This window comes from Paradesulfitobacterium aromaticivorans, from assembly GCF_054657415.1.
The window spans coordinates 1,993,302-2,006,578 of record NZ_BAAHYT010000010.1 but is presented as its reverse complement, the minus strand read 5'-3'; the positions used below and the strand labels follow the sequence as shown (position 1 = coordinate 2,006,578).

The following is a 13,277-nucleotide window of genomic DNA, read 5'->3' as shown; positions in this document are numbered from 1 at the left end:
TATGTCTTAAACCTGCCCTTTTATTGGCAGGTTTTTTGTCTTTGGAGCACGGCTCATTGACTTTAGTGTGAAAATCTATCTGGATGAGTAGCTTACATTAGATGTCTATAATTCAATATATCTCATAGACCATAAGACCGCGATTTATTACAAAAAAATTGCGGTCTTCTTATTAGCAAAAACGGCATATTTTCGACTTTTTATATATCAAAAACATTCTTCCCTTACCCCAAAGATATTAAAAAATGAATTGACAAATTGGCTAAAAGACAACCATTATCGATTAAAAAATGGAATCCTGTTTTCACAGCTTAGCGAACGAAACCTTGAAAAGCTTTGCTTTTATTGGACGGAACAGGAATTAAGTTTTATATGTAAACAACCGAAGGGCTCGCACTTCAATGTCCACGTCAGAGATGGACTTTTATTCCAGATATTAAAAACCTTAAGCGAGGCCAAGCGCAACATCTTCCTTATGTCCTTCTGGTTGGACATGGAGGATGAAGAAATAGTGGACAAGCTCGGTTTTACTGCTTTCTTAGGGCATTCAACCGGCTGCCGCTCCCCTCCCTCTACAAAGAAGTGGGTTGTGGATGATGAAGCCGCGGAAATCTTAAAGCGGACATTCAATCTGTGCGTCAATGGCGTAGGCCCGACGCAGATTGCCAAACGCCTCAATGCGGAAAATGTACTAACGCCCACGGCATATCGTGCTAAAAAGGATTGAGTGGCGCAAGCGGCGGTCTTACGCAAGCGGCAGAGAAATGGAATTCTTCAGCAGTCGTCCATATCCTTGAACACAAGGAATATTTAGAGCATATGGTAAACTTCAAGACTTACCGGAAATCCTATAAGCAAAAGAAAAAATGCAACAATCCGGAGGAAAATCAGCTTGTCTTTGAAAATACGCATGAAGCCATTATTGAACCGGAAGTGTTTGAGCTTGTGCAGAAGATACGACAACACAGACCGCTTTGGTGATGTTGGCATCTTCTCAGGATTGCTATTCTGTGCCGACTGTGGCGAGAAAATGTACCATTGCCGTTCCCACAATAACACGCATGAGTATTATACCTGCTCCACCTATCGTTCCAATGTCCATCAATGCTCGGCGCACTATATCAGCATACAGCCGCTGACAAAGGTGGTACAAAATGAACTAAGGCGTGTAACCGGATTTGCTTCCGCTTACAAGGATCAATTTGCGCAAATGGTTATGCACAATACAATGCGTAACCATAAGCGAATGCTAGCAATCAAGCAAAAGGAGCTTATCCAGTTTCAAAAAAGGATGAAAGAACTGGACATACTGTTTCAAAGAATCTATGAGGACAATGTTTCCGGCAGATTGACTGACGAACGATTCTCCAAGCTCTCCGCAACCTACGAGGCAGACAAGGAGAATTACAGGCTAAAATATCCGAGCATGAAGAAGCGATAACTTCACAGGAGAATCAAAGCGTCAATGTGAACAGCTTCCTAAAAATCGTCAGGAAGTATACTGAAATCACGGAACTTACCGCCGAGATGCTAAATGAATTCATTGAGAAGATCATCATTCATGCTCCCGACAAAAGCACGGGAAAGAGAACACAGCAGGTTGACATCTATTTAACTTTGTTGGTGTGGTCGATGATCGAACCACTATGGAGGAAGTCCTACAAAGGAAAATGGCATGACAACAAGTGCCATGCCACTGTGTAAAGAATTTTACTTCTTTACGACGCGCCCTAAATAGGAGGTCTTTCTATCATCTTAACTTGCATTTTAGATTAATTACATTTAGAACTCAAACTTTCCTAGGCTTTGCTGCATGCGCTTGAGTGCTTCCTGCAGGCGCTCCGTCCCGAGTGTGAGCGAAATGCGGAAGTATCCCTCCCCGTATTCCCCGTAGCCATTACCCGGAGTAACCACTACTCCTGCTTTTTCAAGCACTGCCTCGGCAAACGAAGCGGAAGTATAACCGCGCGGTACTTTGGGCCAGACGTAGATAGTGGCCTTGGTCTTAGGCATGTTCCAGCCCAAGGCATTAAGCCCGTCAATTACAATGTCGCGGCGTTCCTGATATACCTGGCAGATCTCCTGCACTACATCCGGAGAGGATGCAAGACCCTCCATCGCGGCTTCCTGAACGGCTTGGAAGACACCGGAGTCAATATTTGACTTAATACGACCCAGTGATTCCACCACACGGGGATTGCCGGCAGCCCAGCCAACCCGCCAACCGGTCATATTATAGGTCTTGGACATAGAATGGAATTCAATGCCCACTTCTTTAGCTCCCGGGATTTCAAGAAAGCTTAAAGGCTTATACCCTTCAAAGGCAATTTCAGAATAGGCAGCATCATGGCAGAGAATGATGTCATATTTCTTAGCAAAGGAGATTGCTTTAAGATAAAATTCTTCATCCGCAATAGCGGACGTTGGATTATTCGGGTAGTTAAGGAACATGAGCTTCGCTTTACGGGCCACATCCTCAGGGATACTGTCCAGATCGGGCAAGAAACCGTTTTCCTCTTTAAGAGGCATGGTATAAGGTACTCCTCCGGCGAGCATCGTGCCAATACCATAGACCGGATAGCCCGGGTCGGGAATAAGGGCAATATCACCGGGATTGATGTAGCAAAAAGCGATATGCGCAATGCCTTCTTTGGACCCGATTAAGGTCACTACTTCTTTCTTGGGGTCAAGCTCCACATTTGAGCGTTGCTTATACCAATCAGCCACAGCCTGGCGAAACTCCAGCATCCCCACATAAGAAGGGTAGCGGTGATTTGCCGGTTTACGGGCAGCTTGAGTCAGGCGCTCAATGATATGATCCGGAGTCGGCATATCCGGGTCGCCGATGCCCAGACTGATGACATCGACTCCCTTGGCTTTGGCCTCAATGATTTTTTCATCAATACGGGCAAATAAGTACGGGGGCAAAGCTTTGATCCTAAGTGCTTCTTCCACTACTATGTCCTCCTTATTAATCTGCTTAGATAAGCAGTAGATTAGCTAATATCCATCTTGCATTCGCTAAGGCTCTACAAGCTCCCCGCGGAAAACGTAACTGGCCGGGCCGGTCATGTAAACATGGTCATCTGCAGCCCATTCGATCACAAGGTCACCGCCGGGCAAATGCACGGTCACGGAGCGCTCAGTCTTATGATTGAGCACCGCAGCCACAGCCGCAGCGCAGGCACCCGTGCCGCAGGCTAAAGTAGGTCCTGCTCCACGCTCCCAAACCTTCATGGTAATTTCATTTTCAGAGTCCACCCGGATAAATTCGACATTCGTCCTGCGCGGAAAGTCAGAGTGTTTTTCAATCGCCGGACCCACATGTTCAAAATCCAAGTCCTCAAAGTCCTTAACAAAAATCACACAATGCGGGTTTCCCATCGAAACTGCGGTGTAATGCCATACTTTGCCCTCTACGTTCAAGGGCGCGTTAATTAGAGGCTCACCCTGAGCCAGGACCGGAATTAGCCCTGCCTTTAAGATCGGTGCGCCCATGTCCACTCTTACCCCTTTTACTATCCCGTCACCCAAATCAAGGCGCAGGCTTAAGATTCCGGCCAAAGTCTCTATTGTCAGAGGATTTGAGGTTACATACCTTTTATCATAGAGAAAACGGGCCGCACAACGGATCCCATTGCCGCACATCTCCGGCTCTGAGCCGTCCGCGTTAAAAATGCGCATGCGCGCGTCCGCCGCTTCGGAAGGGAGAATAGCTATCAGCCCGTCCGCACCGATACCGAAATGCCGGTCACAGAGACGGCGGGCGAGTGCGGGATAATCCGTTGCCGGGGACACAGAAAAATGGTCCAGGAAGACAAAGTCATTTCCCAGACCGTGCATTTTAACGAATTCCATGCTCTTCCCTCCCTGTCGCCAAGTTTCCTTTACCCTACGCATCACCTGCTGTTCATGTTAAAGAATACTACGAGCATCTATTGCAGGTCAACCGTTTGATGGAAAGTATACACGACTGGAAAGGGTAATATACAATGTAACCTTCAGCCGCGCTAATAGTCTGCTCAAATGCTTACCGCTGGGCCAAAGAAGGTTTGGCTCTCAAGGGATGGCGCACCAAGCGGGCAAGCCCGATCAGGACAGAAGGTCCTCCTGCCACTGCCAGGATTAACCCCCACTGCCAGCCCACCAAGGCCGTGGTCTTAAAAATCGCCTGTAAAGGCGGAAGATAAATTGCGCTCAGCTGCATCGTGACGGAAGTCAGTACCGCTGCGACCAAATATGGGTTCGAGAGCAATCCGATTTCGAAAATCCCCCGCGTTTCTGACTTACAGTCGAACACATGAAAGAGCTGGGAGAAAACAAGGGTAGTGAAAGCCATGGTCCGCGCCCCTAAGATGTTTACTCCGATAAAGAGGGCTGACACAAATACAAACAAAGTTCCTATCCCCATAAGCGTTCCCCGAATCCCAATTTTCCGGGCCAGACCCCGTGCAAACACGCTTTCACCCGGAGTGCGGGGCGGACGGTTCATGATGTCGGGCTCAGCGCCATCGACACCGAGGGCCATAGCCGGGAGCCCGTCCGTAACCAGGTTTACCCACAGAATCTGGATCGGTAACAAGGGCAGCGGCAAGCCGACCAAGGTCGCTAAAAACATGGTCAACACTTCTCCTAAGTTGCATGACAGTAAATACCGGATAAACTTGCGGATATTATCATAGATAGCGCGCCCTTCCTCCACCGCTGCCACAATCGTGGCAAAATTATCATCCCCCAGGACCATGGACGAAGCTTCTTTCGTGACATCCGTGCCGGTCTTGCCCATAGACACGCCGATATCTGCCTCTTTGACCGCAGGGGCATCATTAACCCCGTCCCCGGTCATGGCCACCACTTGATTATGTTTCTTAAGCGCCCTCACGATTCTCAATTTGTCCTTGGGTGTAACCCTGGCATAAACTGAGACGTTCATGACCTTTTTCGCCAAGTCCTCGTCAGTCATACTCTCCAAATCTGCTCCGGTGACTATTTCTCCCGACCCTTGACGCATAATTCCCAGTTCTTTAGCTACCGCTTCCGCAGTCAGGCGATGATCCCCGGTGATCATCACCGGCTTGATCCCGGCCCGGCGGCAGACCTGAATCGCCTTGCCCGCACTGGCGCGTGGGGGATCGATCATGCCCATAAGGCCGACAAAAGTCAAGCCTTGTTCACTAAGTTCGTCAAGAGCCCGCTCATCGGCCAGAGACTTTTCCGCCAGAGCTAAAACCCGTAAAGCCTGTTTAGCCATGGCGTCATTGGCCCGCAGAATTGTGCGCTTGCGCAGCTCTGTAAGCTCTATTCTTCCCTGATCATTCAGTTCATGGGTACAAAGCTTAAGTATGACATCGGGAGCACCTTTGACATACGCATATTTTCCTTTTTTTGAACGATAAATCACACTCATGCGTTTACGGTCCGAGTCAAACGGGATTTCCCCTATTCTCTCTTCTTTGCGTTCCAAAGTCTCGCGCCAAATTCCGGCTTTGGCAGCCGCCACCAGGAGTGCACCCTCGGTCGGATCCCCTTCGATTCCCCACGGGGCTTCTGTGGCTGCGGAACGGAAGAGTCCTGCCACCTGAACCCCTTTCTTCGTGAGTTTGGAGTTATTGCACAAGGCCGCAATTTTGAGGGCCTCCCGCAAGGGCTCCCCTTCCTTACCCGGTTCCCGTCCGTGGAAATCTCCCTTAGGGTCATATCCCTGACCTGAGACCGTAACCATCCTGCCACCGGCAAAAACCTGTCTTACAGTCATCTCATTTTGCGTCAGTGTGCCTGTCTTATCCGAACAGATGACAGTTGCACATCCTAAAGTTTCCACAGCCGGAAGCTTGCGGATAATGGCCTGCCTTTTAACCATACGCTGCACCCCAATGGCCAGCGCTACGGTCACAATCGCCGGCAGCCCTTCAGGAATCGCCGCCACCGCGAGTGAGACCCCGGCAAAGAACATTTTATAGAATCCTTCCCCGCGCAAAATCCCGGTAATAACCACAACCACGCACACCAGAACACTGATAATTACCAGCCATTTCCCGAGCTGGGCCAGGCGTTTTTGCAGAGGGGTTTCTTCATCTTCCACACTTTGGATCATCCCGGCTATAACGCCCATTTCCGTGTCCATGCCGGTAGCCACCACTACCCCTGCACCCCGCCCATTGACGATAACCGTACCCATGTAGCCCATATTTTGGCGGTCAGCCATCGGGGTTAATTCATCCATTATGGGAGCAATGCTCTTGCCTACAGGATGAGACTCCCCTGTTAAAGCGGACTCTTCCACTTCAAGATTGACCGCTTGAATCCAGCGAATATCTGCAGGGATGCGGTCTCCTGCTTCTAAAATAGCAATATCTCCAGGGACAAGTTCGGCCGCAGGGATGCGCTTTTCGATCCCTTCGCGCAAAACTTTGGCCTCCGGTGCCGTCAGAGAACGCAGAGATTCCATCGAGCGCTCAGCCCGGAACTCCTGAATAAAGCCCAAAACGGCATTAATAATCAGGATGGCCATGATCGTCACAGCGTCCGCAATCTCCCCTAAGAGCCCAGAAACAACCGTAGCCGCCAGCAGAACCAAGACCATAAAATCGCGGAATTGCCCCAGGAATAGAAAAACAGGGTGAACCCCTTTTTTAACTGCTAATACATTTTGCCCTACTTCACTCAGGCGGCGGTTTACCTCTTTCAAATTTAGTCCCTTGCCCGGGTGTACGCCCAGCGTTTTAACCACTTCCAACCAAGGCAAGACGTGCCACGCTTGTTGCCGCATGTACCCAAGTTCCTCCTTCCAACCTGTTTTAGTACATGCTTATGCCTTGTCCCTAGAAAAAATACCCAAGGACTGCTATACTTAGAGAGCGATTTTACTATTTAGGTATTCAGACTCCGATGCCTCTCTGCGACACCACTGATGAATGAAAAATTTTGCTTCTGACCGGCAAGCTGCATTACCCGCTCACCACGCGCCAGAGCTGTTCGCTTGTTGATTCAGCTACAGCGCCAAACCTCAGGGTAATACCTGTAGTTAACCAGTGGCGCTGCTTAACGCTGAATCAACTGTGCTCTCGACGCTCTTCTGCTCGGACGGTTCGCTAAGTAATTGCATCTTGCCTGTTTTTCAGGGCAGAATTCAGTTGGGATTTCTTGTTTTTTCAAGGTTTTAGTCTTGATTTGTTCCCAAAAATATTCTACCTCCTGAGTTGTCATCCGTTCTCTCATGCTGACTCCTGACTCCTGAGTATTCTATATTTGATCTATCTTCCAACGAAGGGAGTTCCTGTTATGGCCCTCGACGGCGTCACCCTCCACTATTTGGTCCAAGAACTTGCGCCCCAGCTTGTTGGGGCTCGTATTGATAAAATTCACCAGCCGGAAAAAGAGGAAGTTCAACTCTTGCTGCGCAACCAAGGCTCCTCATTCCGTCTCCTGCTTAATGCCGGCGCCACGGCAGCCCGGTTCCACATAACAACTGTAAGCAAGAAAAACCCTGCAGCCCCTCCCATGTTTTGCATGATTCTACGCAAACATTTGGAAGGCTCTAAAATCATAGCTGTCGAACAAACAGGCTTGGAACGGCTCATCACGTTTGTGTTCCAGAACTATAATGAACGCGGCGACCTCGCCACGTATCACCTGTACCTGGAAATCATGGGCAAGCACAGCAATCTGATTTTAGTTGACCCAGTCTCCGGCAGCATTATCGACGGGCTCAAACGCTACTCACATGCCGTAAGCCGCTACCGGGAGGTTCTGCCCGGACGCCCATACCTAACTCCACCCTCACAGGGAAAAATGGAGCCAACCCAGGATGAAGAAGCCTGGCGCGAAACCTTATACAGCGAGGATTTAAGCGCATTGCTCCCGAGTATTCTGCTCAAACGCCTAGCCGGAGTCAGCCCGGAACTCGCGCGCGAACTCGTGCTGGAGGCAGGACTTTCTGAAGAAACTCGGCTGGAACAATGCGGGGATATCGACTTAAGCCGCCTCTTTCAGTCCTACCGCCGTTTGGCCTGCCCGGAAAAAGACAGCCTTAGTGCACCTTGCCTCTATTATGCAGGCGACCGGCGCAAGCACAACACCGGTACCAACCCTATGTCCACGCAAGCGACCGCTTTTACATTTCTCCCCTTCCAGCAGTACCAAAGTCTAAGCTGTGAAAGCGTTGCCAGCCTTAATGAGTGCATCGCCCGCTTTTATGAACTCAAAGGCGCAGGCAACACCTTAGAGGCAAAACGGGGCTCCCTCAAAAAAGTTGTCCAGGAGCACCAAGCCCATTTAAGCAAAAAGCTCAATATCTATGAGGATACCCTTTCAGAGGCCAGAAGCTCCTTCGCTTATCAGAAATGGGGAGAACTCTTGACGGCTAACCTCTACCGCATCCAATCCGGAGCCTCTGAAACCGTGCTCGAAGACTACTACGATCCCAGCCTTCCCCAACTCACCATTCCCCTCGACCCTCTGCTGAGCCCGATCGACAACGCCCAGCGCTACTACCGCCTTTATAACAAAGCCAAAACGACACTAAGCAAAACAGAGCCGCTCAAAGAAAACGTTCTCACGGAGTTAAGCTATCTTGAATCCTTGCTCCTCAGTTTGGAACAGGCTGCCAGCCTGCCTGAGCTTGAGGAGATTCACGCAGAATTAAGCGAACAAGGGTATGTGGCCGCTAAAGGTGGTCACAACCACAAAAACAAAAAGTCCGGCAAACCGCCGGACCCGGTTCCCCGTGCCTATTATTCCAGCCAAAAGCGCCTGATCTTAGTCGGGCGCAACAACAAGCAGAACGAATGGCTTACTCTGAAAAAAGCCAAATCCACTGACCTCTGGCTCCATGTCAAAGAAATCCCCGGCTCCCACGTGATCGTGCCTTTGGCAGACGGAGAAGAATTCCCGGATGACACCACTCTGGAAGAAGCTGCTGCCCTGGCTATTTACTTCAGCCAGGCCCGAGGCTCGTCCCAAGTCCCGGTGGACTACACTCATGTTAAAAATATTAAAAAGCCAAAGGAAGGAAAGCCCGGCATGGTCATCTACGACAAGAACTGGACCCTTTACCTCACGCCTAAACCCGAAGTGCTGGAGCGGCTGCTGGAGAGCGGAGAATAACAATACGCTCTTATATTAACCCGTACGCACCGCGAAGCCAGTGGCTCCCACGTGCGGCGGCTCTTTGAGCCCCCCGTAAGAATTAAACGACATAGAATATGGATAATGGGAAGTTTAATCATTGACTGCAAAATTATTGTACGGTGATTCTCTGATTGTGAAAGTAACTTTCTCCCTCAATCAATACCTTCTTGAACTAAAAATTGTTTTACTGTAAAAGAATATTCAATATCATCTTCTGCTTCTTTTAGTAATTGTTCTCTAAGTATCTCTTTAAAAGTATCATTGCTTTCGGTTGCCCATTTATCAATTAATGGAATTAAATCTTTAATACGATCTAATCTTCTGCCAATAAGTTCCTTTCGATTAAGTTCTAAAATTCTTTCAGTAAGCTCTCCTTTTCGATTGCCTGGGTAGTGCGAAATGAAAGGGCCATGAGCAATTAAATACTCAGAAGGATCGTCTATATATGGATTAATGATCGGATCATCAGGATTATAATAATCTTTCTTTCTTGTTCTATTACACTGTTCACATGAAAGAGTTAGATTAGACCATTCGAATATTAAATCTGGTCTTTTAGATTTTGGATAAATATGCTCGACATCGCCAAATGATATATGGGGTATATAACTCTCGCAATAAGCACATTTTCCATGGGTTTCCTCTATTATCTTTTCCTTTATTTCTGGGTCGCGATATTTTAATTTTAAACTTGTAGGAATTTCCTCTTCTGTTTCAAGCAAACGTATATATCTTTCTGTCCAAGCTTCTTTATTGTGTAGCAAGACCTCGGGTTCCTCACCCTTTCTTATCTTAATCATTTAATTTCACCCACTTCAATAACCTTTGCTATGGTATTGGGAATGAACTTGTCTAACCCTAAGTCTTTCATTTCCTTTCTAAGAGAATCATAATTTAACTTATTAATGCCAACCGAAACATACCTGTTGATAATATTATCAATTTTTTCTTCAACCCATATTGGCATAACAACAGGTACTCCTAAAACATCTCTTAAAATATCGTTCGACGTTCCGGCCTTGTTTACAAGGTCTAGAAGGGTACTGTCGACTTTATTATTTTCGTTGTAATTTAACACATATACGTTAGAAAATGGAACAGAACTCACAATAAAGGGATTATGGGTTGCCACAATAAATTGAACCTGAGGGAACGCTTCTATAAGATTGGGTAATAATGATCTCTGTATTTCAGGATGTAAGTGATTCTCAGGTTCATCTATTGTTACTACAAATTCTCCCTGAGCCTGGTACATAAAAATTTGCCAGGCTAAGTCTATTATCGCGGCAATGCCACCAGAGACAGCATCCAAAGCGAATTCCCCTGAATTGGTAACTAGAATTACCTCCGGCATACGTATTGAGATTTTCTGGAAACCCAGTTTTGGAGGTAACATTATTCTTAGGATATTTTGGAATTCCTCAAAAGTACGAAGGGCCTCTTCGTCTGGGACTACAACTTCATTTCCATATCCAAAAGTAGCCAAACTAATTAGTGTCTCTTTAATAATCTGATTAGCCCTCTTACCCGTATAATTGTTTAGAAATGTATTATGTACAAGGGAAAAATACTCTTGAAATGTCTGTTGTCTGGTCTGTGGTACAGTCGGGATTGTTTGTACAGGCTGATAACTATAGATTGGTCTGTGAGATGGAATGTGAAGGCCACTAATTGATTGCATATTATTCATGTTTATCTGATAGGTCTGTGATACATCATTAGAGACAGTTAATTGGGCTTTAACTCCATTAGAATAAGTTATTTTCCCAATTTCAACAATAGTGTTCTGTGGCTCATCTTGAGTCAACTTTCTCCAAACATCTGAAATATATTTTGAAATATTTCTTTTCTTATCACGCTTATATGTACCAACAAAATTGATATTCCATCCAAAATGCCTATTTAATAAGTTTAAAATTGTTGTCTTTCCTGCACCATTGGCACCAGTAAGAATTGTCATTCGATTGTGAAATTTAATTTCAAGATTTTGATATTGCCTCCAATGATCTATCTGAAGAATTTTAAATAACATATGTTTAAACTCCTCTCTATAATTTTAGATCATTGTATAGTAGCTTGAAAGTCTTAAGTATGGATCAAGTCGATAAATGAGTCATTATTTTTTTATAATATAACTTAGAACGAAATCTTTATAACTCTTTGGAAGCTGCCATATAGCGAGGCGAAACCACTTGGTTTAGACATACTCGGTATAAAGTTAGTGTGGCATTGCGCTAATTTAGCGTATCTTCGCCCCAAATGGTATAAGCCCAAGTTTAGCAAATTTAAAATGCTGAAGCCCAAATGGTATGCCTATAATTGTAATACAAAATATTGCACCTATTACGAGATGAGCTATGGCAAACTCCCATCCAAAAAATATAAGCCAGATGATATTCAAAAGCAATCCTCCTGCTCCGAAATGACCGAGTTCTATTTCCTTTCCAAAAGGCCACAATACAAATTTCGCAATCTTAAAACATTGAACTCCAAATGGTATACCAATAACTGTTACGCACAAAATCAGACCTGCTATAAACCATATAATAGATGCAATGATACCGCCAAATAATAGCCAAATGATATTACCAACAAAATTCATCGTCTTCCTCCATATGCCATCCAACTAATACAAAGGTAGTTAGATCAACTACTTTAAGCGAGTCTTCGAATCCCTCAGATATTTCTACTGTAAAACATTCAATACGTTTACTAAATATTCCTCCTGAATTAACAAAAATTTCATGTAGGATTGGTTCCTTAAGCAGGGACTGCAATAGGATGTGGCTAATCACAATTTAAGAAGCCTAAATCTACCCCACTGTCTTAACCGCATTCTCCTTAATTTTCGCAACCAGCTCGACAATCTTCTTTTGTTTGGAGCCATCAAACAGCTTAATAAAACTCTGCGGTTTGTCAAAAGGCGGCTTCATGAGCTCAGATACATTTTCGATATACCCGTTCTGCACGATATAATCGATCACCTTTTTGACAAAAACAATCTGGGCCTGGCTGAGGGACTGGTCATTAATAAATTCTGAGAAAGCTGCACTTGCGGCTTCATATTCCAGCTTGGCAATTTTACGCACAAGCAGACCGAATGGAGTATCCTGAAATTCTCGCTTATAATCCTCTGCTGTGCCAAGTTCCCCGGTGAAGATATGCTCCAAGCTTTTGTAGTCTAAAGCAGTAAGGGGCATGTTGTTGCGCAGCTTATGAATGGCAACATGGTCACGGTTTTGCTCGATATAGCGGTTTACCTTGAGCTTATAATCCTCAAAGTCATAGGCCTTATATAAGGCTTCTCCCTCTTTGATTTCAAGAATATCATCGGCAAGATTGGTGTAGATCGGATTTCTTCCACCTTCATCTATAATAAACTTGATCAGACTGCGCAGTTCAATCCGCACCTTCTCGAAATTCAAAATATCGGAGTCCTGCCAAAACTCGTCTGTCCCGATGGTGTTGATAAACTCCAGCTTTTCTTTGATCTGCGGAATCGTAGCACGCTTAGAAAGACTAGCACAGACGTTCATCAGCTGCTTTTTGCCTTTTTTGAACTGTGGCAATCCCTCAATCTGAGTAATCATCATACCATACATAAAATTGTCAAATCGTTTGGCAAACTCGTCCGTGTCATCCATATAGACAATCGGCGCAAGGAAAGCGATCAGATTATGTTTATCCAAATCGGATAGGCAGACAAAAGCAGCCGTACTTTTATACTTTTCAATATATTGTAGCTGCATTTTTACCGAAATTAGCTCGGTATTCAGTACCTTTATCTGCTGTAATACCGTTTCGTTCAGCCCAGTACGGATGGACTGATAGGGCTCGTCGATAAAGGCAGATTGCTGGAGGTGATGAATCAAGCGCACCCGCTTGGCAAAGATCGCTTCGGAAAGGCTCTGGGTTTCGCTGCCCAGCAAACCCTCTTTGTGCTCACGGAAGAACTCAAAGTTTCCAAGATAGTCAAAAATGGCAAAGTGAGTTTTATCCTGTCCTTCTCCAAACAGGTTTTGGCATAGCCTTGTACCCCGACCAATCATCTGCCAAAACTTTGTTTTGGAGCGAACACGCTTAAAGAAGACCAAATTGACAAGCTCCGGTACATCAATTCCTGTATCTAGCATATCCACCGAAACGGC

The 13,277-nt window shown here is 46.0% G+C and carries 12 protein-coding genes; 5 read left to right on the top strand and 7 right to left on the bottom strand.

The features are described 5' to 3' along the window. Positions 1-511: 511 nt before the first annotated feature. From ACYQ2N_RS15545 to ACYQ2N_RS15530, 4 genes are read left to right on the top strand one after another with little or no spacing between them, the layout of a single operon-like run. The gene (locus ACYQ2N_RS15545; RefSeq protein ID WP_460000187.1) at positions 512-727 is read left to right on the top strand and encodes a recombinase family protein; all 216 of its coding nucleotides are present in this window, start codon (positions 512-514) and stop codon (positions 725-727) included. Further along, positions 724-981 carry a recombinase family protein gene (locus ACYQ2N_RS15540; protein ID WP_460000186.1) on the top strand — a complete coding sequence of 86 codons (258 nt, stop codon included), beginning with the start codon at positions 724-726 and terminating at the stop codon, positions 979-981. The genes ACYQ2N_RS15545 and ACYQ2N_RS15540 overlap by 4 nt, the downstream gene beginning before the upstream one ends. Then, complete coding sequence (locus tag ACYQ2N_RS15535; protein ID WP_460000184.1) at positions 944-1,441, top strand: recombinase zinc ribbon domain-containing protein; 498 nt, start codon at positions 944-946, stop codon at positions 1,439-1,441. Before ACYQ2N_RS15540 ends, ACYQ2N_RS15535 begins: the two co-directional genes overlap by 38 nt. Before the next feature lie 26 nt (positions 1,442-1,467). Then, positions 1,468-1,704 carry a DUF4368 domain-containing protein gene (locus tag ACYQ2N_RS15530; RefSeq protein WP_460000183.1) on the top strand — a complete coding sequence of 79 codons (237 nt, stop codon included), beginning with the start codon at positions 1,468-1,470 and terminating at the stop codon, positions 1,702-1,704. A 78-nt stretch (positions 1,705-1,782) separates the two neighbouring features. On the opposite strand, the gene ACYQ2N_RS15525 is transcribed toward ACYQ2N_RS15530, so the two are convergent. The 3 genes from ACYQ2N_RS15525 to ACYQ2N_RS15515 all read right to left on the bottom strand — a co-directional run bounded on the left by ACYQ2N_RS15525 (position 1,783) and on the right by ACYQ2N_RS15515 (position 6,769). Continuing rightward, the gene (locus tag ACYQ2N_RS15525) at positions 1,783-2,961 is read right to left on the bottom strand and encodes an LL-diaminopimelate aminotransferase (RefSeq protein ID WP_460000557.1); all 1,179 of its coding nucleotides are present in this window, start codon (positions 2,959-2,961) and stop codon (positions 1,783-1,785) included. 60 nt (positions 2,962-3,021) lie between these two features. Next, on the bottom strand, positions 3,022-3,858 hold the full coding sequence (gene dapF / locus ACYQ2N_RS15520; protein WP_460000182.1) for a diaminopimelate epimerase: 837 nt from the start codon (positions 3,856-3,858) through the stop codon (positions 3,022-3,024). Positions 3,859-4,030: 172 nt separating this feature from the next. Further along, on the bottom strand, positions 4,031-6,769 hold the full coding sequence (locus tag ACYQ2N_RS15515) for a calcium-transporting P-type ATPase, PMR1-type (protein WP_460000181.1): 2,739 nt from the start codon (positions 6,767-6,769) through the stop codon (positions 4,031-4,033). Between the two features lie 512 nt (positions 6,770-7,281). On the opposite strand from ACYQ2N_RS15515, the gene ACYQ2N_RS15510 reads away from it, so the two are divergent. Continuing rightward, positions 7,282-9,105, top strand: a complete 1,824-nt coding sequence (locus ACYQ2N_RS15510; protein WP_460000179.1) for an Rqc2 family fibronectin-binding protein — start codon at positions 7,282-7,284, stop codon at positions 9,103-9,105. Between the two features lie 176 nt (positions 9,106-9,281). On the opposite strand, the gene ACYQ2N_RS15505 is transcribed toward ACYQ2N_RS15510, so the two are convergent. The 4 genes from ACYQ2N_RS15505 to ACYQ2N_RS15490 form a co-directional block, all read right to left on the bottom strand. Next, positions 9,282-9,929, bottom strand: coding sequence for an HNH endonuclease (locus tag ACYQ2N_RS15505; RefSeq protein ID WP_460000178.1), 648 nt, complete (start codon positions 9,927-9,929; stop codon positions 9,282-9,284). Beyond that, positions 9,926-11,161: an AAA family ATPase gene (locus ACYQ2N_RS15500; RefSeq protein ID WP_460000176.1), complete on the bottom strand. Its 1,236-nt coding sequence runs from the start codon at positions 11,159-11,161 to the stop codon at positions 9,926-9,928. Before ACYQ2N_RS15500 ends, ACYQ2N_RS15505 begins: the two co-directional genes overlap by 4 nt. Before the next feature lie 207 nt (positions 11,162-11,368). Then, complete coding sequence (locus ACYQ2N_RS15495; protein WP_460000174.1) at positions 11,369-11,731, bottom strand: YccF domain-containing protein; 363 nt, start codon at positions 11,729-11,731, stop codon at positions 11,369-11,371. 211 nt (positions 11,732-11,942) lie between these two features. Continuing rightward, the gene (locus tag ACYQ2N_RS15490; RefSeq protein ID WP_460000172.1) at positions 11,943-13,262 is read right to left on the bottom strand and encodes a type I restriction-modification enzyme R subunit C-terminal domain-containing protein; all 1,320 of its coding nucleotides are present in this window, start codon (positions 13,260-13,262) and stop codon (positions 11,943-11,945) included. Positions 13,263-13,277 lie beyond the last annotated feature (15 nt).